Below are 24,373 nucleotides of genomic sequence, written 5' to 3'. Positions count from 1 at the left end.
AACTATATCTGAGCGTCAGCCGATGCTTGCCTTCCGCCCTCGCCCATGAGGACTGTCCTATCCTGCGAAGATGGTCTGCCATAGAATTACGGCGGCCTGCACGATCGCAGCGCTGAGGGTAGGACCGACGGCAGCAACAACAATTTGCCCCAAAATACCTAGCGTCTGTGCTGCGCGCTGTTGTTGAAGGCTGGGACCGACTGCGTTCCGCAACGTGGTCGGCCATCGGAAAATAGCGCTCACGACGCCCACTACTCCGCGCTCGTTGCGTTGCGCGTCCTCAAATCGCACTTGCGCACGACCAATCGCCAGGTCGAGCGAGGTGATGACCTTCGTTGCGTTCAGATCACTGTTAGCGCTGACAAGTGAAGCCCAGTGGCTCATCGGATCTGCGTTGGGTACCAAGCAGATGCCGTCCTGCACCGCGAACGAGCGACCATCGTTTCGTGCGTATGCTCGGCGAGCCTCCCCCGCCGCTACAGACACTTCACTGACGAGATCGTCATCGCCATCACCATTTTCGGATGCCAGTAATCGTTGAAGCACGTCGCGAAAGCGCACGATTCGCTCCCGGTCGCGCGCGATTGTTTCCGAAGGTTTTACCACGCGACAAATACTCGCAGGTCATAGCGCGATCGGCGCCTCAACACCCGCGTCCGTTCGTAATCGACGTCTACCGTCGACTACGAAGATATTCGCTATTCGCGCGTTCAGACCGAGCGCAACTCAGTTGCAGCAATCGAGCAGGTATGGTGCAACCGATGACCGAGCGCCGTTAACACCCCTGCTCGAGGCGCCTTTCGGAGGCATTACGGCTGTCGGCCTCGTCGCCGCAATGTCCAGTAGATGTGAGCCTCGGATGCCTGAAAGCGTCGGCCCGCATTGCTCGAAGCGGCGTATTCACCGCGCCTTACTTGCGGTCCGCCACAACGAACTCCCCTCCGTCGGGCTCAGATGTACCCGTCCTGCGGTAGCGACCGTGAGCGCCTAGAAAATCAATCATCACCTGCACAGCAGTGGCGGCTTCCCAGTTGTCCGGAGCCTCACCCCGGTGCGCGGCGTTGTTGCGGAGTTTGTTAACGGCGCGCAGCTGATCGATAGCAACGGCGAGATCAGTATGGGAGTCCTCGGCGATCGAGATGTAGTCGCCGAGAGCCGTCCTGTCGTTGATTCGCTTCTGTTGAGATTGGGGAAGCTCTGTACTGCGTTTGCGAATGTGTTGGCCTAGAGCGATCTCGACGGCGGTTGCGGCGTCGAGGACCGCGCGCCGATTGGCGCCGCGTCTTTGCGCGGCACGCGCATCACGACTGAGTATCTCCTCAAGGGGAGGCTCGGTACCCTCGCGGACGAATTTGAGTATCGCCGTCCATTCCACCTGACGGAGCGGCCTGATATGGGGCGTGGTGATAGTGAGACCTAAGGCGCCTTGATGGGATGGTTCAACGAACGTCAACCCGGTTCCGACAGCTTCGGCGTCGTACACTCGGTGACGCGGATCGAGATCCTGACCGGTCAAGATCTCGATCCAAGTGCGGGCACTATCGAACCATCTATCCACCGACTCAGCGAGCTGGTGATCAGGCGTGAGCCATGGCCGATCAGCATAGATTTGTCCGACGACAGCCGCCACGCCCACGCGGTGGACCGCCGTGGCCGGACGAAGCGACTTAGGGATGAATGCGCCATACTCCTGCGTCCACACCGTTTGCGCGTCAGGTGTTGTGATGGCGTGTCCCGTCGCCGGCACGACTGGCGGACCGCCCAAAGGTGGTTCGTCCGCGGGCATCAGAACGTCGAATTGCAGAGCCCCGAGGCCCGTCTCATAGGACCGCCCCAAGCTCTCGCACGTTGTCCAGATTGGGACTGGAAACTCATAAATTGCCCGCACGTCCAAACCGCTCCTCCGCTCAACCGTAATCAGTATGAATTGTTTCAGTGAACGAGCGTTCTGGCGCGGTGCTCTTCGACCGCTGTTTGATTTGCGGAGTCCGATTGCACGCGTGATGCCTGACGGACAAGCCCGTGCACCTGCGGTGGCCCCAGCGAGAGAGTTTTCACCGATTACGGCGACTGCTAAGCGCGCAAAGCGTCAGCCGAGAGCCATATATCCGTCGCGACGGTTGCGAGCTCGAACGCTCTGGCACTGATCCGGCCTTCATCCCACGAATCGCTATTAGCGACAGCGAAGTTGATGACAAGCGTGTTCTGCTTCGCGAACTCGGTTCGCTTCACCGACCACGCGTCGTTTGAAAGATGTCCGTTGAAGGATCCAGTCACGAGAGTCAAGTTGCCGAGGCGATTCACTGCTCGGTTGCGCTCGTCGCTGGCGTTGAGCCAGGTCGGATCGGTGTCGTCCTCCATCCCTGGCCGTCCATTCTCTAGGACTGGCCAATTCGTTTCCCATGACTGGGGCATCACGTGCTCCACCTGGAGTTTGGAGTAGTCAATGTTCGCGGACGGCTGGTGTGGGTCCGTCTCGCGAAGACGCGCGTCGATTGCCGATAAAAGCAACGCTATTCGAGGCTGTCCGATAGTTCCGTAGAACCGGTTGTCTCTAAAAGCAGCCACTACATCGCGATCCGTGGGCCACGCGAGCGCGCCTCGTTGAAGAGAGTCGATAATCGCGTCCGCAACATCGGTGTCAGCATCGATGGCCCGTTTTGCATCGTTCAACACTCGCGTCAAATGAGCTCCATACCCACGTGTTTGGAGACCGAGAAATGCCCGTCGGAGGGCCCACGACTCGATTGCACGCACTGCACGCACGTGATCCGCCGACGCAAGCTGATCAAGGGGTACCGTTCGTAGCCACGCTAGGAGGGGGACGGCCGTTGCGATGTCGAGGTTTCGTATCCGCTCGTAGGCATTCTGGATTTCACCTTCAGCCACCGATATGTGGCCGTAGATCGCTTCGTACGCGGTTGAGTATTTCGCGAGACTCTGGAGCACTTCTTCTGTGGTCGGTCCGTCGTTCAGGTATGCACGAGCCTCAGCGTAAAGGTGGCCCACACTTGCTTCTTTGCCCAGCTCGGCTGTAAGCCAGACGGAAAGGAGGACGTCTCGGCGTCCACGTTGAGCGTGGCCGCGGCCGACTTCTTCCTTCCACCAGGTTTCGTCGAAATGCGCCCAATATCTGTCGTACAGCGTCTCTACGTCCGCCGCGGCGAGCTCGCCTCGAAGAAAGAGGAGGTTTTTCACCAGGTCTATTGCCGATAGTGGCGTCTGCCGTCCGTTCAGCACCTCGAAGATGACCTGGGCATCGTCATTGTCTTCTAGGTCGATGACGACCAGCTTGAAGAGTGTGGATAGCGCGTCGGCGAGGGCATCCACGCGCAAAGGGTCGACGGCTTCGTTGTCGACGACGTACTCGAGGGTCTTCGTTGCGAAGAATGATCGCGCCTGCAAATAGAGGTGATCCGAGTCCTCGTAGGTTGGTATTGCGTCACTGATCGCGGATGGCCAGACGAGCCGATCGTTTCGACGCGGCCAGAGCTTGAACTTCTCTTCGTTGGTCACGACAAGGTACTCCTTGTTGAATAGCATCTCGCGAAGTTGATGCTGCTTTAGAGAGCCTTCTGCTGTGAGTACGTCGAGTACGCCTCGGACTAGCAACTGAGTTGTGGTGAGGCGCTGTTGCCCGTCGATGACAGATCGCAACGTGATTCCGCCCGTGGGAGAGAGTACCGAGGCGACGACGATCGCTCCGAGGAAGTGTGGCGACACGCTCGCTTCCTTCGTTAGCAAGGCAGAGTCGGTCGCTCCGCTCGTGCGCACGTCGATTAGACGATCAGCTGTTGCCGCAAGGTCTTCAAAAAGCAGCTCCCATTGTCCGTCGCGAGTCCACTCATAGTCGCGCTGAAATGTGGGGATTAGGTACCGGCGGTCCGGCAGAAGGATTTGGCTCAGCGGGTAGGTATTTGCTTGCACTGTCTGACCATATCGGGAGAGCCCGTCACCTTCATGATATTGAGCATTGGGGCGCCGCGAGGTGCATCGATGGTCGTGACCGCTGGGACTTTGTGGTCAGTTCGAGCATCGCGTGTGATGCCCGCCCGAGGCGTGTAGAGCGCTGACTAGCGCTCGTGCAGCCTAGCCGCGCTGGCTTGGGCACGGAGAGGCAATCGTCCGAAGAATTCACCTACAAACCTCTCGCCGCGAGTGAAAAGACCTGGCCGGCGAGCTCTGTATCCGAGGAAACGATACTGTGGCACCTAAGCTTCCGTCAGCTATTGGCGATCCATCCGAGAATTTCGATCCCAGCAAAAGAAACGACCGAAGCAATGAATGATCTGACAGCGATCGTAGGCCCGACACCAGGTCCAGGGCACGGGGAGTGCTTCATCTGGACGCGGGGTTCAGACACCGCGGTAGTCGCGGTGGACGCCGGCGGCGCCGCGTCGATGGGGAAGCACGCGGGCGCACATGATCCCGAGATCTTGATCCTCAGCCACGACGACAGCGATCATATTCGAGGGGCAGTCGAGCTCATCAACACCGCGAGATCATCTCTCCGAGAACTGTGGATCCCGGCCGAATGGGCAATCCTGATCAAGCAGATCGCCGAGACCAATCAGAACGCTCTGCTCCCCGATAACGCCATCACAGTTAGCGTCGGCGGCCTCGCGGCGAGCATCGCCGGCCAAATAACGACTATTGCCGAGGGCGCCGGCGGAAACCAACTGACACCTGAGCTGCTCGCTCTGGCAGGAACTAACCTCTCCTCATGGGCCCCCTCTACTTTTCGGCCCGACCGGGGCTTCTCGATCGAAGAGCCGCCACGCAAAGTGGGACGCTGGTACGGCGCGAAGGACCTGAGCGAGATCGTCAAACGAGTGAGATACCGCGCGAAGGCTCTGATCGGAATCCTCACGGCTGCCCTCGCCAACTCGGTTCGAATACGGTTCTTCTCCATCGACCTCGCGCTCTCCAGCACGAGTAAGACGTGGGAGACCGAGGGCCGGCCTGGCACTGCGACGCTCGTAAATGCCTCGGAAGCGCCGCATGCCCTCGCGGTACGCATCCCGCCGGGACTCCCCTACACCTACGCGCTTACCCGCCTGACAGTCCAGAACCGCCGCGCCTTGTGCACGCTCTTGTGGAGCAACCCCAGCTCTCCGAACGGGGGAACCGTCATTTGGAGCGACACAGATGGGAATTGGCTCGACCACTCGAGTCCTCTCGGACTCGACCAAGTGATCAGCACGCTCAGTGCCAGCTCTGCTCCGCATCACGCCTCAGCAAACGCCGCCCACAACAGGGTCTGGACGGAGCTAAGCCGCGCATCGGGCAAGCTCATCATGATCAGCGCTGGAGGACAAAAGGGTCAGTCTTACCGTCCCGAATACGATGCGCTGAAGAGCAGGCGCTGCTGCACATGGTGTCGTCCTGCGTCGACGATCTATCAAGAAGTCAAAGCGTCTTCCGCGGCCCCGGGGGGCATGAATTTACATAACACGTGCATTGGTGCACATTAGTGAGTCGTCTCGGGTTGTGTGAAGGATCTGATTCAATGAGTGCTGATCGATCTCGCCAGAGAAATCCGCACCTCTGCTCGCTCATTGAATACCACTACAAACCAACACGCCCAGAGTAAAAATCGGGCACGAAATTACTGACCGTGCGTTAGACTTACCGCGTGATCACCGAAAACGAAGCTCTAGACCATCTCGCTGACTCCGGCCTTGCTGCCGTCATCAAATGGGCAGCGCCAGTGGCGTTCGCGCGAACCGCCCAGGACTTCGACGAAGACGCTGGCCATGATCAGTCGATAGTTGGCGGTCACAACTACGTTTACATTCGCGATTTGTTGGATCGGTCGACGGGCAACGGGCGATATATCCGCGGTGCCGACGTCACCGGACTTGGCGAAGATTTTGTCAGTCGCGGTATTTCCGCGCAAGCATTCGCTACCATGCCCGCGCTTGAGAACGGCAGCATCGTCCGCAGTGACTATCAGCAGTCCCCGGGCTGGGCGTCGGGAGACATCAGGCTCTTGATCCAGTCTTACAAATTAGGGCAGATCGACAAGATTCGTTGGATGCGTCCCGCCAAGAAGCGGGTCGCGGGTCAGCAGTTCCTTACCTCCGTGCCCCTGTTCGAGGACGAGGACATGGGTCTGCAGTCACTACCGGGTATCCCCGACGACGACGAGTTTGACGGCTCGACGCTCATCGCGGCTCACGCATCGAATCCGATCACGGGACAGTTCGAACTGTATGTCGGACAGAGCAAGAACCCCGCATATCGCGGAGATGGCTGTTGGCACTGGCGCCAGCCGCTACTGCGTGGCGGGCAGCATCCGCTCGATCTCCGCGCTCCCGCGTCGCCAGATATGCCAGGCAACGCACCGACCGGTGTTGTGGAAGAGATTTCCGTCACGGTCCGCGCAGAACGTAGGGGCAAGACCGCCGATGGTTCTGAATAGCGACAATCGGCCCTCGGGCGCTTTGGCGGATGCGACGTCGCTGTTCAACGGTCAGCGCTTGACTATGGCGCGCCAACTGGCGGGACTCAAGAAAGCGCATCTTGCAGAGTCGATTGGCATGTCCCCAGCATCAGTCACAGGCTGGGAGAGCGGGGCTAAGTTGCCCAACCGCGCGACCGTGGCGAAGTTGTCACTAGCTCTAAGCGTCGACCCTCGATTCTTCGCAGGAGGGCCCCCGCCTCGAATCAGCCGGCCGCATTTCAGATCTCTCCGCTCTACGACTCAACTGGCTCAAGACGAAGCCGAGGCGTACGGGCGGTTCGTGGCAGAAGTCATCGGGCTGCTTGAAACGTCAGTCGAGTTTCCGCAACTCCTGCTTCCGGACCTCCCCGTCGATCCAAACGACCCGATTGAAGAGGTGGAGATTGCGGCGAGAATCGCGCGCGACTTTTTCGAACTACCGTTGGGACCAGTGCAACACGTTGTAAGGCTCGCGGAGAAGGCGGGAGTTGCCGTCGTATTCAGTGAGCCTGGTGTGGCGTCTATCGACGCCTACTCGCTGCACAGCAGCACTCGTCCGGTGATAGTCCTCAATCCGACAAAGGACGACTACTACCGTCAACGCTTCGACGCCGCCCACGAGCTCGGCCACCTCATCATGCATCACGATGCCGAGCCAGGGAGCAAGCCAGCCGAGGACCAGGCAAACCGGTTCGCTTCTGAGTTCCTCATGCCAGCTGCGCAAATCCGCCCTCACCTGCCGTCTTCGACCGCGGGCAGAGGCTGGCAGGAGCTCGCGGAGTTGAAAGAGCATTGGGGCGTCAGCCTGGCCGCGCTTCTCTATCGGGCACGCTCGCTCGGTGTGATGAACGACGTCTCGTATCGAAATGCGGTGATTCGGATGTCTCAGAATGGCTGGCGGCGAGCGGAGCCTGGTCGCGTTTCGTCCCTTGAGATGCCGTCGATGCTCGCTCGAGCGAGAGAGGTCCTTCTCGATGTAGGAGTCGACGACCAGCAGTTCTTGTCCGGGTCCGGCCTATCGGTGCAGATGTACCAGATTGCGGCCGCTCGCACGCCGTTGGCGTTAGCGCGCTAGGTTTGCGATATAGAGCATTATCGGCCCTGAGGGCGCCCCTAATGCCTGCGTTCACTGGCTGTTTTTTGTAGTCGAAGTTGTGGGGCGTAGTTTGGGACCGCTGTCCCTCACCCGAAACGCAACGTCATCTCGGGCATCGCAGGTCGAAAAAATTGCATAGTTCGACCGCTGTAAGCGCGGCAAAGGTTTCTAATAAATAGCGCGACTATCTTTCGACTCCCAGACCAGCGGTGCGCTCGCTCGAAACTCCATCCGGAGAGCCTTCATCCGTGCGCGATATGGACTGCCGGTCGCGTAAGTGAAATTGAGAGTCGGTAGGGTGTCCCGAATTATCGGCTTCTCGACACTGCCCGGCTCGCTGTGCTCGACCCACGTCACTCTCAAGTTGGTAACCATCCATTCCGTCAACCGGGATTCCTGCGATTTCTCTAGCCCAAACTTGCCGCCACGGGGGTGTCGGACTGCGCCCGGTAGCAGTTCCAGTGGCTCGCTCAGGAGAGCGGAGAGTGAACATCGGAGTGCTGAGCGTCGCGTCGTCAATAAGTGCGTCTCGACAACGCGGCTTGAAAGACTTTGCTTCGCTGCGACGCCCACATACAACGGTCGTGACGAATCGACTAGCGGAAAAGCGTGGGGCCAGCGCGAGGCGAGCGCACTGCGAGTATCCCACCAGGCGTAGATACCCGAGCTCGCAACCACACCCGTTTCTAGTGGGGAAACGGGCGCCGCGGTGACTAGCTCATCTCGGGCAACCGTCCAGTTCATGCTCAGAGTTTATGGAAGTGCCGCCTCCCCGCGCTGCGCGTTTGGCTGCCAAGTCGTCGCACTGATTCATTCGCCCCGAGTTCAACCTGGCCCTCGCCTGGCGAAGCGACACTTTCCTCACTCCGACAGCAACGTACTCGGGTTGCCCGTCCACGTGATCATCAGAGCGTCGCGCGCGCGCGTCGCGGCTACGTAGAGTAGCGAGCGCTCGCGCAGTAGTGCATCCGCCTCGTCACCATGTGCAGCAGCACTCTTCATCGTGGTCGGGTTAGGGATGCTCTCAGCACTCGCCCCGACTATGCACACTCGCGAGAATTCTGTGCCCTTGGCCCGGTACATGTTCATGACCGCGACTGCTCCGACGGGTGGCTCTCCTTTGTCCACCCGCATGGCCTTTACGTCCCGCTCTGCCAGACCTCGCGTGACTGTGTCTGCAAATCCATTCGTGCGCACCAGGACGGCGATTGATCCACCGGGATCGTCGGCGGACCATCTCTGTAGCGTGGACGCGACCGCATCGAGTTCTTCTGAGAGCGTCGCGAATCCGAGACGCAATGGAACTGGACCGCGCCTCGACGAGCGATACCCAGCAGTGGACTCGTCTTCGGACTCTAGGTCTTCGTAGTGACCTGCCTCAAGCACTGCGACCGCGTAGCCAAGGTTCTGCGCTGTGGTCCGATAGTTCAGAGTCAGCCGCTGCGAGCGCCCGACAATCTTGATCGCCCACCTCGAGAGGATAGTGGGCTGCCCATAGATGCGCTGATGCGAATCCTCTGCGATGAATAGGTCGTTTGGGCTCGGTTCGGTCAGCGCGCGAATTAGTCGCCATTTGGCGGGGACGAGGTCTTGGCCTTCATCCACGAGCACATGATCGGCAGGACGCGCAACAGTGCCACCGTCGTAGAGCTGAGCAGCGACGGCTGCAACCTCACTGAAGTCCGCAGACTGCTGCATCTTCAACAGGGTGCGATAGGCCGCCACGATCTTCCACACCTGATCCCGCTTCGCCCGGTCAAGCGCCACTCCTCGGCCAGGACGCCGAACGGTAAAATACTCCTCGCGGGTTGTGATGGTGTTGGGCACAATGATCGCTTCGTACTCTGCCTCCAAGAACGTGGGCGAGAGGTATCCGTTGGGGCTGTCGGCTACGCCGCTGGCCGCACGTGCGCTCGACCAGCGGTCCGAGGAGGTGGCCGGCCCTCTGATGGTTCGGCTCTCACCGAGCACCGCCTGCGTTGCGGCCGGCACCTCAGTGGGATTTTCACGAAGCGCACCGAATGAGAGCGAATCGACGCCGGAAACATAAACTCCAGGCTCGCCGAGAGCTGCTGCGATCTTCACCCCGGGATCCAGCTGCCGCAGGTCTCGGCGTAAATTATCAGCCAGGTTGACGGTGAACGTTGTCAACACGATCCGAGCGTCCGGGTTTTCGAGCCAAAGACGACGTGCACGATGGAGTAGGACCACTGTCTTGCCTGTCCCTGCACCACCTGAAAGCCGGAATGGGCCATTGTAGTTTCGGTCGACGTATCGACGTTGTTCGGGGTGGAGGAATACCTTCCATGCGGCGAAATTATCGTCTTCAATCGCTCGGCGAAGTTCTTCATTGTCGTGGACGAATGAGAACGTCATCTGAGCTGCCGGGTGCTTCATCGCCTCGATGAGTGCCGCATCGTCGTGGCGCTCAGGCGCGACTACCGGCTCCGCATCCAACGCGGCGAGTACGCCATTGACAGAGGTCCCTGCCGCCAGATCGATCAGCGCGATCCCCTGCCATGTCGGCGCGATCTCAGCGACGCCAAATAGCTCGTTCTCGTCGGCCGCCGCCATAGCGCGGGACGCGAGGGCCGGGTCCATCCCGAGCACGTCAGTGAGGTCGAGAAGAGTGATCCCGGCGGACTCGAGCAGGGGTGTCGCCGTCGACACGAGGGCCGGCTTTTCCACAGAAGGAGAAGCAGGCACGTCAACGGGCGTCAACGTTTCCGGGGCACCCTCTGCAATCAGCTCGGCTACGCCATTGATCGGGTTTATTCGCAGAACGGTCGAACACGCGATCTCGATGGCTTCATCGTGGGGCCAAGTTCCCATGTAGACGTAGGTCCGCTCCGCACCCCCACCTTCAAGGCGAAAGAGGACGGCCCGGAAGTTGTCGTCTACGCGGCCGGTCCTGACTCTCGAGTCTCTGGGGTTTTTCATCGGCTCGATGTGCAGGCCGAGCATCTCGTCGTTCTGGGAGAGTTTCTCGATGAACGCCCAGAGCTTCTTTTTGATAGCGCCGTCGGTCTTGTTGACCGAGCTGGTCATGACGATGGTGGTCATCGGCTTCCTTCCAATGCGGCAACGATGTCGTGAACGATTGCCGGAACGACCATCCAGCCGGTTGTGCGTAGATCTTCGATGTCTCGACTCTCGAGGCCCAGTTCTACGGCGATCTTGTGTGCCGGCCACGCGATGGAAACGGGGATGCCGTCTCCGACCTCGACGCCGAGTTCCGGGGTCTCGATGTTGGCGTCCACCAGTTCACGGAGCAGTTCGCGTTCTTCATCGCTGGCCGCCATTTCGAGGAGTCCCGCCCACACCGGCGAGAACGAAACCGCCGCGGGATCGCCAGCAACCAGATTCTTCTCGATCGACGACACTCCGGCTATCGCGAATGGCGCCTGTCTGGCGAACATCAGATTGGACAACGTCAGCCATCGCCGCCAGCTCTCGGAGAAGGTGGGCTCGACCATGGTGCCCGTACGATTATCGAGGACGAGCCCCACGTCTGTGACGAGAGCGCCGCTCGAATGGCTGAGCAGCGCAACGAAGGAGACGTGTGGCCCAGCATCCACAGTCAACCCAAACGCACCCGTTCCGCTCTGCACAGTGCCTAGCACCTGGAATGCAGCGAGCTCTGACGCTGAAATGCCGACGGGAGTCTCTCCAAGCGGGGCAGCGGCGAGGAGTAGCGGTACGGCATCGCCGAATTGTCGCCAACGGTCAGGTTCGGGCGTTTGCATCCAGCGGATGAGCATGGTCAGAGGGCCTCCGCGGGACGCATCGACCACGCCCGCGGAGAGGTTGACGTTTTGCGTCAGCGCGTTCTGCACGGCTGCCTGGCTGTACCACCAAGGATCGGCCACCGAGTCCATGGTCAAGTCGTTCCAGCTGACGGCCAGTACTGCGTAACCCTGGGCGCGGAGCACGGATCGTTTGTGCGCGTCGTCGGCAATTCGGTTGTGCGCAACGGTCGCGTGGAACGTGAAGCCATCTGTGTAAATCGCGACCCTCGGAATGGTCGTGTCAGAGCAGCGGAGCACGAAGTCCGGCACCGTTGCGCCAAGATGCACCTGCGGCTCCAGCCACCACAGCCGAGAGTCGCCCGGCAGCGTGACTGTTAGTTGGTTGCCAAGAGCCGTTGGAGTCTCCTTCACCGTTGCGCCGACAGCGGACAGTCGTGCGGATAAGGCCTCTCGGAATCGGGCTTCCAAGTGAGATTCGTCGATTACAGGAGCGGGCGGCGCGTCGAGCAGCTTCCATCCGTGAGCGGAGGGCGCGACATCCGGCACCTCGTCGCCGCCGGACGCGAGGATGCGGCGCAACAGCACTTCTGCGGTCTCCCGTGCGACCTCGCCGGTCTGCCACGGCGCAGCAAACGGCAGCAAGCACCGGTGACAGGCAAGTCGTTCTTCTTCGCGACATGGGCAGTCACGCACTCGTTCCCATGCGGCGTGGAGAAGCGCCCAGACTCGCGCCGGTCGGGCGAGCTCTGCGAGGTATCCGGTGCCTCCGGGTACGACGTCGTGAAGGAGCAGCGCGTCGGCGACTTCGCCCGCCCCGCCGAGAGGCTCAGTAATCTGGGCGATCTGGATGTGGTCCGGTGCGCCACCCATCAGCTCTCGCAAACCGAGAAGCAAAGCGGCCGATAGGCTCGGCACGGCGAATTTGTCGTACTTCAGTACTGTCGGGAGCCGAACGACCACACCTTGGGTGTGAAGGTGGCGCATCAGTGCGACGGAACGAGTGTGCTCGTCGTGGTCGTCGCGGCGGGGGCACCAAGGGCGATGCTCGTCTCTGCCATTCGACTTGCTCGATTCGTCGAGCTTGCCGCAGGTGTCGCAGACTCGGAATAAGGGGCTCATCACTTCGTGTCCGGCTAGCGCTCGCGAAATCGCCTGTTTGCCGGCTGGGCCGAGGTTGATCCAGCGGATGTCGACGTCGGACAGGTGGCGCATGCCGAAGTCATACCCGTCGACGAACCACTGGGCTTTTACGTTCGAATCGTTGATGTCCGCCGCAGTCAGCACGGTGAACCGGGTGCGCTCACGTTCGTCGCGCGAGTCGTTGATGAGGGCGTCGTCACGGCGGATCTGTGCGGAGACCCCGGACATCTGCACGGTGTCGAGTCGCTGCTTGACGTCGGCGATCGAGCCGCTTCCGCAGCGCGGGCACGCTGTCAGTGCGACCATCCCAGGCAGCTCTGCTCTCGCGAATCCGCAGGCGGCGCAGTAGGTCCAGGGCGTCGTTACAGTGGGCTCCTGGCCGAGATCGACGGCGTCGACTTTGACAACGAAACCACGCGAATAGAACGTGGCTCCGGGCGCGAATTCAGTCAATGCGCTAGCGGAGCCGCGCTGGTAATTCATCGTGTCGGATTCCCATTTTTGAGTCTCCGGGTCGAACCAACTCATCGCGACATCGAGGTTCACTGAATCGTCGAGGAGAGTGTAGTTCGGGTAGATTCCGTACTCCTCAAGCACACTGATCCAGTACTCGCCCTTCAGCCGTCCGAGCTGTCCCTCAGTCATTCTCAGTGCTGCCCGCGCCGATCGCTCCGCACGCTTGTCATCGTCGGTCGCAGCTGGCGATAACGCCTTCAACTCCAGCTCAGGGATTATTTCGACGAGTTTCGCCTTGCGAAAGCCGAGTTCATCGACGGTCGCGTGCCACCGCGCTGCAGCCCGAGCGAGAAAACGGTCCAATTCGCTCACGTCAGACTCGCCGCGAGAAATCCACCCTTCGATTCGGCCCACGACTTCGTCGGATACCCCGTCGAAGGAATTCAGGAACGTTCTGAGGGCGTCATGGGTGGCGGATGTCGCGACTCTTCCGAGATAGGTGCCCTCGCCTATTCCGCCGAGTGCGCCCTGCGCGGTCTTGGGATGATCCGCTAGAGGATCCCGAGCGATGCGGTCACCGAGGAACGCCAGGAATTGTCTCCGCAAGATCTCTTCGGCCGACAGATACGTCGCGGGCGGTTGCACGCTCCCGTTGATTACCGACAGCGGATCTCCGACTCGTGGCAAATTTTCGCCTCGGCCGGTGACGTAGGTGATGCTCAGCGAGTTTCCCGTGAGACGGCCGGCACGGCCAACTCGCTGCACGTACGAAGCGACAGTGCGCGGCAGCGAAGCGAGAAACACCGCCGAGAGGTCGCCGATGTCGATACCCATCTCGAGGGTTGGCGTCGCGACGAGCACGTTGGGAGCATCCGGTTCTGCGGTTCTCGACTTGAAGGCCGTCTCGTACTGCAACCGGGTGGCCGACTCCAGCAGGCTCGTGTGCTCCCGCGCCACGACGCGACGCATATCGCTCGACGCATACAGGCCGCGGTAAAAACCGCCCTTTCCAGCGCGACGCTTCAGGCGTCCTGGACAGCGCGAGACCGTGCACGGTCCATCCGCGAGCTGGTCGATGACCGAAGCACTTCCGGGTACGAGGTTGTCGCATACGTCGCACCGAAGCTGCAGGCGACCACTATCGAGTTCGTCGCTGTGCGCTTGTGCAAGCACAATCTGATCGCTGCGTAGAAAATATACATCGGCGGCCGAGTCAGTCTTGACCGACCCGATGACGTCGCGCTTGTCGAGTTCGACGAAGAGCATTCGCGCGAGCTTTGCCCCCTCACTCGCGGTGAGCCCAGAAAGGCACTTGGCAGCCCAAAGCGCGTACCAGCCCTGCGACGATGAGACGTTGTCGAGGTTGTCGCGCCTGACAGCAGTCTTCACTCCGACTCGGGGAAAGGCGGGCGCTGGGCGTCCACTCGGAAACGCGGGTACTCCAACCGCGCGGTTGCGGCCGCCCCAGATCCGGTAGCGATTGCCGTCTTCTTTCACATAGCTGTCGAGCCACGGATGCTGAATCGCTCCCTGCTCTCGCATGCGTTCGAGTACCCCGCGCACCCACAGCGCTCCTGCGGCACTGGTGGGGGCCGCAATCTCGGCGCCGCCCAGTAGGTCGCCCTGGTCGTACTCGAGCCAGACGTTCCGCGCGATGGCGGCGAGGGCGGCGGCCGGTCCGCCGTCGACCTCGGCCGTGACGCTGCCGGTGAGTTCGAGGGTTCGACCGACGCGGCTCTGCAAACCGAATTCGAGCACCGCGTCGAAGAGCAGCCGGTTGCGCACGGCAGTCACCGAACGTCGAGCCGCGTGGTCGCCGGCTGGTGACCAGTACTCGCGAAACAGGTCGTTACCGGTGAGGTCTGGCGGCACCAGCCGGTACCGTGCGAACCTGTCGACTCCTGCGTCGCGCATCGCGCCGTCGACGAGTTGGTCGAGGCTCACGCTCGCATTTCCGAGTGCGCTGCGCAGAGCGGCGCGCAGCGTCAGTACGTGCGAGCGCGCCTGAACGAAGCCGGCCCGGTGTGCGGCATCCTGCACACTGTCGGTGAAGACGAGCGCCTTCTTCTCCCCCACGTCGATGGATGATTCGCCGAACATGCTCGACAGGGTCACAGAGAGCAGCGTTGCGATGGCGCTGCCGAGGAAGCGAATGCCGTCGGCCTTCAGGCAGGACGGGCACCAGTCGTCTTTCGACCTCTCGCCGGCATCGAGCCCAACGTGCGTGAGTACGGGCAGCACATAGCCGGCATCGAAATCCGCGTCGCCATCGGCGGGCAGGGCGGCGACGAGCTGACGGTTGCGGGTATGCAGCCAGCGCAGACCCTCAATCTGCCGATCGCGCTGTTCGAAGTAGACGTAATCCGCTTCCTTTGGCGCGAATATCAGCGGCCGAAAGCGGTCGTCGCCGACCAGGTGCCTGCGACGGATGTCGGAGTCGTCCGCATCGAGATCGGCACCCGTGGCTGCCAGAACAACCCCCCAGCCCGACCGGCCACAGTGGCGACAATAGATCGCCGGATAGGCGTCGAACGCCCCACTGTCGGTGACATCGATCGCGTCGTGCCCCAAGGTCACTCCGTCGTCGGTCCAGCGGAATGCCGGCTGCGCCGCGGCGGCGCGATCGATGCGACTTAGTTCGCGCACCCACAGGTGAACGTCGATACCGACCGCGGCCCGGCCGCAGACTTTGCGCACGTGGCTGAGCATGGCGACGAGATTGACGACGGCGTCGACCCGCACGTCCGCGGGGGCAGCGGATGCCCCGGTGCCCTCGAATACCGTGCGTGCAAGGTCGTCGATCCCCACGGCATCCTTGGTTGCCCGAACAATCGTGCGAATGAGCGGATGCCGCGTTGAATACCGCATGAGCGATAGCGAAGAGTCGCCAACGATAACCTCGGCGCCCCAGAGCTGCTTCAGCACCTCCGACGCGATGTGCGACGCGTCAGCACCGTCGCCAAGCCGATCGACCGCGTCGTTTATGCCAACGAGCAGGTCGACAGTCACGTCGGGAGTCGTCTCGACCTCCGACCGGGCCCACTCGTCGACAGTGACGCGTGCCTCGGTCACGACACTTGTCGCATCAAACTCGTCGCCGAACACGGTTCGGGCGAAGGCGAGCATGGCGCCCGGGTCGCCGCCGTCGCCGAGTGTCGCCGAGGTGGCGACCGGGGTGGCCCGGCCAAGCGGGCGCGACCAGTCACTTCTAGTCACGGGCGAGTCGTCGGACCAGTAGCTCTTGAGCGTTGCGCCGAGACGACGCAGAAGCATCGCAACGTCGGTCCCCTGGGCTCCGTCGTAGATATGGAACTCGTCGAGCACAACGTATTGCAGACTCGTCGCCGAGGCCGACCAGAGCTTGGCATCTTCATGCCTAAGCAGCAGCTGATCGAGCATCTTGTAGTTGGTGAGAAGAATGTCCGGAGCACTCTGCCGAATGACTGTGCGATCGGTGATGAGCCCCTTCTCCGAAACGCGAGTGCGCTTCTCCGACTGCTCACCTGTGTACAGCGCAGCCGTCACACCCGAGAGCCGCGGGTCGCTGGTCAGCAACTCGGTGAGCCGCTTCGCCTGGTCGTTGGCGAGCGCGTTCATCGGGTAGAGAATGAGCGCTTTAACCCCCGTGATGTTCTCGCGGCGAGCGCGGAGGACGTGATCGATGATCGGCACAAGAAACGCCTCGGTCTTGCCCGAGCCGGTTCCCGTGGTCACCAGCGTCGGCTGAGGGCGCGCATTGACGGATGCCGCGGAAGAGAGCCGCCTGAACGCTTTGGCCTGGTGCCCGTAGGGGGTGAACTCTCGCGGGTACCACTCAAGCGCCCGTTCCCATCCCGCGGCCGCAGGGCCGTACGGCAACCGGGTGCGCACGAACGGACCGCGAAAAATACCCTCAGTCTCGTGCACAAGAAACCTCTCGAGCTCACGCTGCGCGTCATCATCTGAGAGGGCGAACGTTGTCGTGAGGTAGTCGACGAGCGATGCTCTTATTCGCTGGGTCAGGCGGGTGGGCAGCAGTTCGCTCACGTGCGCTCCTTCAGAATTGTCTCGAAGTGGGTGTACGCCTGCCGCATGTCAGCCTCTCGGTCGAGGGTCACGAACGGCAACTTGTACTCATAAGAGTTACCCGCCTGATTGGTCGCGGTGCGCTCCTCGTCCGAGATCAGATCGCCCTTCTTCTTCCAGATGCTCAATATCGGGTTGGGTACCAATCTCCCGTTCACGTCGTAGTAGTGACTTTCGTGGTCGTACCCATACAGCACCGGAAACTGTGTGCGGTAGATAGTGCAGAGTTCGTCAGCTGTTACGCCGAAAGCGATCGCGGCGAGAGCATCGATCTCGAGAAGCGCTTGGCGCCTGTCCGATGCCCGACGCAGCGGGGTGTCCCTGCCCCACACACTATTCACTAGTCCAAGTTCTCGTCTCCCGTCGAATTGCAGTCCGCCAGTCCACTTGTCCGCGAGGTTCTCAGAAGTCCATGAATCAGTCCAAAGTTGCGCGTATTGGGCACTAACAGCATTCAGACGCATCAGGCGCAAGGACAGAGCCGGCAAGAGCGCCTGTCGATCAACCATTGGAACCCGCTCGGCGGAGGACATGTAAATATTGCTTTTTGGTGAGATGCGAATAGTGAAATCACCGAGCAGGGACGACATTCCGGCTAGCGCTCCGATTAGGGAGGAGACACCAAGCCCCGCTTTGCCCGCCGAGAACACTACGTTCACGTGTCCCACCTCGGGCGGAAGGATGACAGGTATGAGAGTTCGCTCACCAGTGTTGGCTGCCATTCCTCGCCATGCGAGTCTCGTTAGGTCGAGGGATGAGCCGGTCGCAGACGTTGAATGGCCGTAAGCGTTTCTATACACAGCCAGGCTTGCAACGCGTTTATACGAAGTGGACGGAATCTCTTCAGGACCGAGCGCTTCAAGATCGGTTGCAGACCAGTCCTGGTTGTGAAGCAACGCCGGGTTGGGTCTTTTGTAGGCAGGATTTGCGACGTGGATGTGAGGACCTTGCAGCACGACGTCAGCCCATTCCGTCGGCCTAGTCCATTTGTGCTCAATTATTCTTTTGGCTCGCGCTTGGGTTTCGATGAGCCCTGCGCTAAATTCCAAACCTAGGTTGGCGATTCGAGGCGCGTCGACGAGCTTTGCCAAGACCGAGGCCACATCGGTGTTTACTGCGTACACCATCCGAGTCTGCGCCACGGGAACTTCAACACCTTCGAGAATGGCGTGCCAGGTCACGAGTGTTTCATCAGTGACCCGAATAATCCGGTTGCGATGCGGGCGAACGTCCCAGTTGCCATCTGGGTCTTTAAGGCCGGGCTCCTGACCGCTTCCGTCATGAAGCAGTGACCTCTCAACTACCGACGGATGATAAATAGAAGTAGCCATCGCAAAATCGACGGTTGTGGATTCGGCGCCGTACACGTGGATGCCATACGACACGAGATGATGAATCTCAAATAATGAGAATTCGTTGATGAACTGCCAATGGCGCCGGAGTCGTCGATACGTCGCCGATCGAAGCCGCCCAGCCTTCTCGTCCGTGAAATGGGTTTCGGGGTGAATGAGCGCAACTATCCCTCTCGGCGAAACATGCCGCCACGTCTGTTCCATGAAGCAGCGATAGAGGTCGGGGCGCAAACCGGCAAGATGCGGATATTCCGTTTTCGCGGAGACTCGCTCTCGCAACGCTACAACGGAAGTGACATCGGATAGATAGGACTCCCGGGTCGCGTCAAAGGCAAGCACAGTAGCACGTCGTGCTCGAGCGACTTCTTCCGGCGGCTTGTTTACCAAGGCCCACCACACATCGGATTCCGCCAGCGACGCCGCTTCATCGAAGTCTGGGCGCACCCACGGCGGGTTACCCACTTGCAGGTCGAAACCGCCGCGCTCGAAGACCGGCGCGAAGTCGAGTTCCCAGTGAAAGAAGCCCTGCTGGTTTGCGACGCCCTCGCAGACGCCGAGCCACGGGTGTTTGGCCAGCACGTCATCAATCGGTACGGCACCCGCGTAGCCGAGCTCGATCTGCTCTTCGGTATCAAGCTCGGTCCACGACTGGCCGCCCGAAAGCGACGCCTGCCCCTGGCGCAGAGCCGCCGGCTTCGCTTCAACGGTGCGACCGACAATCAGTCGGCAAGCGTCAATCCACTGCTGCATTGTGGGAGGCGCCACTCCCCCAGTGGCCGCGTCGGTGAGTGGCCAGAACCAAAGCGCATTCCATGCATCCATGATGCGACGGAGTCGACGATAGGATCCGTTGGCGTCGGCGAGAGAGCTTTCGATCTGTTCGCGAGTCACGGCACCTGCGGTCTCGACATCGCGTCCCCAGACGGGGATTGACCGACGCACCTCGCGATCGGCGATCTCGAGTCTCCGGCGCGCGAAGCCCCAGAGCACCTCGACGCGCTGCGAGATCGAGGCGAGCTCATCCACCTGCTTCTTAGAGGGTTTCAACGCAACCGTCCGGCGCCACGCCTTGAGCGCGGTCACAGCCGCCGGCGCTAATTCTTTGCCTTCCTTCGCGCCCGCGGTAGCGCCCCATCCCTCGGCGGGAAGGAGGAAGTGGTGGATACCGGCGCCTATGCCGTCGAATTCATCGAGTGCGACATCCCTCGGCACTGCCTTCAGCCACGACTTATCGGCAACTTGGCCCGCCGAGTAGACGGCACGACGCGCCCCGATGAGCGAGTTGCCCCGGCGCAGGTGGAGTCCGAACCAAGGAGCGTCGAGTCCGGGAGCCATCGTGTCGAGCCAGAGTGAAATCTCGGCGAGTTCCACCGCCGTGCCATTGAGGTCGACGCCGTACACCTGGTGCAGGGCAATGTAGGCCTTGACTCGCTGCAGCTCTCGTGTGTACTCCTCCGGGTCCACCCGCATGCCGAGTTCGTTCTGGCGACGCTTCAAATACGCTTCCGCGAGCTGGCGAACAGCCTCGATCGCGAACGCGCCTGACCCAAGGGCCGGCTCGCATACCGTGATAGCGAGTACGGCCTCGGCGCTCGTCACCACGCCGTCCTGGTCGAGCAGTTCTTCCAGCGCCTGGGACACCGTGAACCTGGTCAGCACCTCGGGGGTGTAATAGGACGCAGACTGCTGCCGCTCCCGGCCGGCCAAGCGAAAAACGAACTCGCCGCGGTCGTGTTTGACCGGCGCACTTGCTTGCGTGATCTCGTCTTCGCGGCGCACAAAGTGCGGGTCGATCCAGGTTTCAGCGTTCTCGGCTTCTGCATCGACGTGGGCCACCGGAACCACCCACGAGCCCTTGCTCGAATCACCGTTCGGCGCGACTTCGTAGAGTGGCTCAGACGCGAAGAAGCCGGTATACGACATCAATCCTTCGTAGACGGCGCCGAGCTGGTTGATGCCGAGCTCCGCGTACGAGATGAAGCCGCGCTGCTTGTTGTTCTGCTTCTTGCTGAGCAGTAGACGATCGAGCACCCGCTGCAGCGCCTCGTTGCCGAGCCCGACCTCGTCGATGTGGGAGGTAGCGCTCGACGAGAACAGGTCTGCCCGCAGCGCGTTGAACGTGAGGGCGTCATGCTCCTCGTCGGACTTGGGCGGAGTGTGGCCCTGGTCGACGAGCCTGAACAATACGGCGAGCGAATCGTAGAAGTGGGTGCCGTTCTTCGCCTTCGGCGACTCGATCTTCACCTGCACGAGCTCGCGCAGGCGATCGAGCGAATACCCCTTGTCGTAATCAGCGGCATTGGTCGGCAGCACCTCGAGCTCTGGCGACGCCTCGGCGAAGAGAAGAAAGAGAATACGGTAGAGAAAGCGCAGCGACTGGATGGCGAGTGGTTGCGCCTGATCGTCGGGCAGGGGTTCGAGGCCTTTCGTCGCGCGTCGCTGCACGACCTCGTTGGCTATGTCCTCGATGGACAGCCGGATGCCCTCGCGGAGGTCCTGCGACACACCCACCGTGTGTTTGATCGAGTCGTCGAGCGTGAGACTCCACCACACCGAACCGTCCGCCTCAGGAATGAACGAGTCGGAGTGCAGCGCGGCGAGTGCCGAGTCGATCTCTCCGCCGCGCTTGACCTCGTTGCGATCGGCGACGAGCTGCACGTCGATAGCCAGGTAGCGGCCCTCCGCCCATCGGGAGCGTTCGGCGACGAGCGTCCATCGGCCCGCGAAGACGACCGCGAAATCGGGAGATTCGGAGTCGGCAAAGATCGACGACAGCGCCCGCGCCACCACGCTCGCTATCTCCTTGCCGTCGTCGTCGAGCCACGGCTCGCTGAGCCGCCCAGTCTCTTTGGAGAGCAGGTCCTCTAGCGAATCAGCGGGCATCGCGTCGACGAGCGCCACAACATCGGTGTCGACACTGGTAGAACGCACCCAGGTGATCGGACCGCTGCTTCGCTGCGCGCGGCCGGGGTCGTGGAAGCCGAGAGTGCGGTGTAGCAGAGCGGTGAGATCGTGCGCGGCATCCGCTCGCGAACCGTCACCGGTCGACTCGTCGGCGGCAGCGACAATTAGCGACGAGATCTCGCCGCGCACCGCACTGAAACGGGTTAGCGGGCTATTGCCCAGCTCGGCCTTTCGCGCCTCCCAACCCTTGCGTCTCTCGATCACGCGGGCGAAATACGACTGCTTCGTGGCATCCGAAGTGAAATAGCTCTCGCTGATCCAGTCCTCGCTGACGATAAACGCATCACTGTTCGGCATTAGTTCTCTCCTCCGCGCGGCACAACCACGAGAAGTGGTGTCACGAGGGCCCGCTTGTCGGGGCGCAGTTGTTCGAGCAGTTCTTTCTCGCGATCGACTGTGCCACGACGCTCCCTGATGTAGCGCGTCTGAATGAGCGCATTCGCATCGTCTTTCCAACGGGCGACCCGGTTGGCCCAGGCATCCACCCGCTCGTCTGTCGCATCCATTGCCGCACCGAGCGTCGTCAGCATCCAGCTGGACACGGCATCGATCGACGGGGCGATGAAGCGGGTCAGCCCATCTGCATTCGCGAGACCGCCGGCGTTGACGGCGCCGGTCTCGACTCCGGCGTCGGCGAGCATATCGCGGGCTGTGGCGTAGGTGCGCTCGCTGTGAAAGCCCTCGCTGCTGGTGGGAAACTCCACGGCGACGTGCACCGACGTGACGGTCTGGCCGCGACGATTGGTGAGCGTGCCCTGCAACAGGACGCGTGGCGCCTCAACGTCGCCGCACACAACGAATACCCGATTGCGGTCGAGGGCCGAGAGGGCGCGGTCGGCCGCCCAGTCGAGTACCGGATGCAGCGGACCGAGGTAGTGCGCGTCAGGCCAGGTCGAGCCCTCGGAGAGCGCGGCGGTAAGCACCTGCTGTGCCTTGGTGACGGATGTCGCGAGCACGAACTTCGACACAACACGACGCTGCGCGAGATAGCTCTGCGGGAGCACCTCGAGACGCTGACGCAGGTCGGCCGGCGGGGCGAGCTCGACGACGCTCTGATTGCCGAAGTCCCGCCACTCCACACCACCCGCCTCTGCGGACGAGCCCGGGGTGATGAATGCCTCCTCCAGTGCCTCACGGAGAAAGTCAACGTCGCTGGCGAAGAGACCACTGCCGGCTTCAGCAACGGGCACGGCTTCGGGTGCGTTTTGCGGCACCGCGGTCAACGACGCGAGAAAAGCCTGAACCGGATCGTGCGCGAGTGCGTCGTCGACGTCGGGCACGACCTCGTCGAGCTGGGCCTTGCCTGCCAGCACTTTGCGCACGATGTCTTCTTCGCGGGCCACGTCGTACTGGCCCATAATGGCGGAGGAATCGCCTAGCGCAAGACGAGCCTCTTCCTCTTTCTCTAGAAGACGAGTGAGCACCTTGATGTCACCGCTAAACTCCGTGCCGACCGGATCCAAGAGAAGAGTCGTGATTTGAGGGCGATGCCTCTGCCCGTAGCGGTCGATGCGGCCGTTTCGTTGCTCGATGCGGATCAGGCTCCACGGAATGTCGTAGTGGACGAGATGGTGGCACTGCTTGTGCAGGTTGACGCCCTCGGAGGCCACATCTCCTGTCACGAGAATGCGCAAATTGGAGCTCTCCAGCTTAAACTTCTCGATTACACCCATCTGCTCGTCATCGGTGAGGCCGCCATGCAGGATTTCGACGGCATCCGCGGGCAGCTTGAACTCCTCGCGCAGCGCATCGACTAGCCATTCGAGAGTCGCGACCCGCTCGGCGAAGACGACGGCGCGCATAGGCGAATTTTTGCCCACGCCGATCTCCCGGAGATGCTTCGCCAACGCCGCGAACTTTCCGGCACGGGTCTCGCGCGCGGAGGCGGCGAGAGAGGCGAGCCGCTCAAGGGCCTCCCGTTCTCGATGGGCATCGGTACGGGCCCCACGGACCTTCGAAAGTCGTTCTGTGACGGTGTCGGCCAGAGCAGCCGGCGAGGAGAGAAAAGCTTTCGCGAGCGTCCAAGGGAAGAGAGCGGAATTGGATCCCGAGTTTGGCACGGAACCCGTCGGATGCAACCAAACGCCGTCGAGTTCGACTGCAATCGCCTGTTCTTCCAGCGAAGGCTCTACGAGGACGTGTTGGGGTGGCATCCGCTCGGCCCAATCTGCACCGACCACAGATTTCACCTCAGGGCTTTGTCGATGGCGTCGGATAACAAGTCTTCGCACCTCTTCCACGACAAGCTCGCCATCCGGCGTGACCGCCGTCGGCTCGAGAAGACGGACCAGTTCAGCGAACGACTCAGGCTTCCCGTTGTGAGGCGTCGCGGACGCGAGGATCAGGGCCTCCGTGTTCGGCGCGAGAACCCTCGCGAGAGCGTTGTTCTGTGTCTTATTGTTTGTGAGGTTGTGCGACTCGTCAATGACGACCGCATCCCACTTCTGAGTACGCAGGTGGGCGAGGTAACGCTCGCTCTTCAGTGTGTCTACGGAGATGATGACACGCTTGTAGTAGGTGAACGGGTTGCGCGTGGCGGGTAGCAGCTGACGGATTCGTTGGATGCCGAGGGAATCGAGTCTGACGAATGGGAGCGCGAAACGTGTCCACATCTCTTGCTGCATCTGCTCGAGAACGTGCCTCGGGGTGACGATAAGAATGCGGTCGCCGCGACCTCTGCGAACCAGCTCAGAGAGGATCATTCCGATCTCGAGCGTCTTGCCCAGTCCAACGGCGTCGGCGAGGAGGATGCGCGGCCGCAAGTTGTCGCGGCTCAGCGCCTGACGGACCGCCGCTTGCTGGTACGGCAGAGCGTCGGCGAGCATGCGTGTGCTGACGGATGGCTGATCGTCGCTGAGTGGAAGCGCTGACTTCCGGAGCGTGGAGTCGACCCATAGGCGAGAACGTCGGTACCCAGGTGAATCATCGGCGATTACTCGGGCTTCTCGCGGATCGAGAACTTCGATCGTGTCGAGGCTTTCGTAGAACGTCGCTGTGGTGTCCCGTACCAGTTCGCTGAGGCCGTAGACGTTGAGGAGTATCCCGTCGACGGTATCGGTGACGGAGGTCACGAGCCACTCTTCGTCGCGAACTACGACCACTGAGC

Annotated in this window: 11 protein-coding genes and 1 pseudogene; 4 read left to right on the top strand and 8 right to left on the bottom strand. The window is 61.4% G+C overall.

Annotated elements, in window-relative coordinates:
• Positions 1-57: 57 nt before the first annotated feature.
• The 3 genes from IEV96_RS02560 to IEV96_RS02550 all read right to left on the bottom strand — a co-directional run bounded on the left by IEV96_RS02560 (position 58) and on the right by IEV96_RS02550 (position 3,927).
• Positions 58-606: a hypothetical protein gene (locus IEV96_RS02560; RefSeq protein WP_188509141.1), complete on the bottom strand. Its 549-nt coding sequence runs from the start codon at positions 604-606 to the stop codon at positions 58-60.
• Between the two features lie 304 nt (positions 607-910).
• Positions 911-1,786, bottom strand: a complete 876-nt coding sequence (locus IEV96_RS02555; RefSeq protein ID WP_229732969.1) for a hypothetical protein — start codon at positions 1,784-1,786, stop codon at positions 911-913.
• 287 nt (positions 1,787-2,073) lie between these two features.
• Positions 2,074-3,927, bottom strand: a complete 1,854-nt coding sequence (locus IEV96_RS02550) for a DUF262 domain-containing protein (protein ID WP_188509139.1) — start codon at positions 3,925-3,927, stop codon at positions 2,074-2,076.
• A 353-nt stretch (positions 3,928-4,280) separates the two neighbouring features.
• Between IEV96_RS02550 and IEV96_RS02545 the strand changes: the two genes are divergently transcribed.
• The 4 genes and pseudogenes from IEV96_RS02545 (at position 4,281) to IEV96_RS02535 (ending at position 7,520) form a co-directional block, all read left to right on the top strand.
• Positions 4,281-5,474 carry an MBL fold metallo-hydrolase gene (locus IEV96_RS02545; protein WP_188509138.1) on the top strand — a complete coding sequence of 398 codons (1,194 nt, stop codon included), beginning with the start codon at positions 4,281-4,283 and terminating at the stop codon, positions 5,472-5,474.
• Positions 5,475-5,635: 161 nt separating this feature from the next.
• Positions 5,636-6,424 carry a hypothetical protein gene (locus IEV96_RS02540; protein ID WP_188509137.1) on the top strand — a complete coding sequence of 263 codons (789 nt, stop codon included), beginning with the start codon at positions 5,636-5,638 and terminating at the stop codon, positions 6,422-6,424.
• A pseudogene (locus IEV96_RS16835) lies at positions 6,411-6,635 on the top strand (helix-turn-helix domain-containing protein); the annotation flags it as partial. The gene IEV96_RS02540 and the pseudogene IEV96_RS16835, both read left to right, overlap by 14 nt.
• A gap of 111 nt (positions 6,636-6,746) precedes the next feature.
• On the top strand, positions 6,747-7,520 hold the full coding sequence (locus IEV96_RS02535) for an ImmA/IrrE family metallo-endopeptidase (RefSeq protein WP_229732967.1): 774 nt from the start codon (positions 6,747-6,749) through the stop codon (positions 7,518-7,520).
• A gap of 189 nt (positions 7,521-7,709) precedes the next feature.
• Here the strand turns inward: IEV96_RS02535 and IEV96_RS16830 are convergent, their stop codons facing one another.
• The 5 genes from IEV96_RS16830 to IEV96_RS02515 all read right to left on the bottom strand — a co-directional run bounded on the left by IEV96_RS16830 (position 7,710) and on the right by IEV96_RS02515 (position 24,338).
• Positions 7,710-8,285 carry a GIY-YIG nuclease family protein gene (locus IEV96_RS16830; protein WP_373282406.1) on the bottom strand — a complete coding sequence of 192 codons (576 nt, stop codon included), beginning with the start codon at positions 8,283-8,285 and terminating at the stop codon, positions 7,710-7,712.
• 117 nt (positions 8,286-8,402) lie between these two features.
• Positions 8,403-10,604 (bottom strand): UvrD-helicase domain-containing protein, encoded by a 2,202-nt coding sequence (locus IEV96_RS02530; protein ID WP_188509135.1) that lies wholly within the window; start codon positions 10,602-10,604, stop codon positions 8,403-8,405.
• Positions 10,601-16,912, bottom strand: a complete 6,312-nt coding sequence (locus IEV96_RS02525; protein ID WP_188509134.1) for a DEAD/DEAH box helicase — start codon at positions 16,910-16,912, stop codon at positions 10,601-10,603. Before IEV96_RS02525 ends, IEV96_RS02530 begins: the two co-directional genes overlap by 4 nt.
• Positions 16,909-21,564 (bottom strand): class I SAM-dependent DNA methyltransferase, encoded by a 4,656-nt coding sequence (locus tag IEV96_RS02520; RefSeq protein ID WP_188509133.1) that lies wholly within the window; start codon positions 21,562-21,564, stop codon positions 16,909-16,911. Before IEV96_RS02520 ends, IEV96_RS02525 begins: the two co-directional genes overlap by 4 nt.
• A complete protein-coding gene (locus IEV96_RS02515) occupies positions 21,564-24,338 on the bottom strand; it encodes a helicase-related protein (protein ID WP_229732966.1) in 2,775 nt (924 codons plus the stop codon). The genes IEV96_RS02520 and IEV96_RS02515 overlap by 1 nt, the downstream gene beginning before the upstream one ends.
• Positions 24,339-24,373: the final 35 nt, after the last annotated feature.

Origin of the sequence: Conyzicola nivalis, assembly GCF_014639655.1 — a bacterium.
Lineage (GTDB): Bacteria > Actinomycetota > Actinomycetes > Actinomycetales > Microbacteriaceae > Conyzicola > Conyzicola nivalis.
This window is presented reverse-complemented; position numbering and strand designations above follow the sequence as displayed.

What these genes read in the sequence shown, in the direction of transcription:
- IEV96_RS02555 (WP_229732969.1), bottom strand. Translation starts at nt 1,786, where the DNA reads ATGCCCGCGGACGAACCACCTTTGGGCGGTCCGCCAGTCGTGCCGGCG.
- IEV96_RS02545 (WP_188509138.1), top strand. Translation starts at nt 4,281, where the DNA reads ATGAATGATCTGACAGCGATCGTAGGCCCGACACCAGGTCCAGGGCAC.
- IEV96_RS16830 (WP_373282406.1), bottom strand. Translation starts at nt 8,285, where the DNA reads ATGAACTGGACGGTTGCCCGAGATGAGCTAGTCACCGCGGCGCCCGTT.
- IEV96_RS02530 (WP_188509135.1), bottom strand. Translation starts at nt 10,604, where the DNA reads ATGACCACCATCGTCATGACCAGCTCGGTCAACAAGACCGACGGCGCT.
- IEV96_RS02520 (WP_188509133.1), bottom strand. Translation starts at nt 21,564, where the DNA reads ATGCCGAACAGTGATGCGTTTATCGTCAGCGAGGACTGGATCAGCGAG.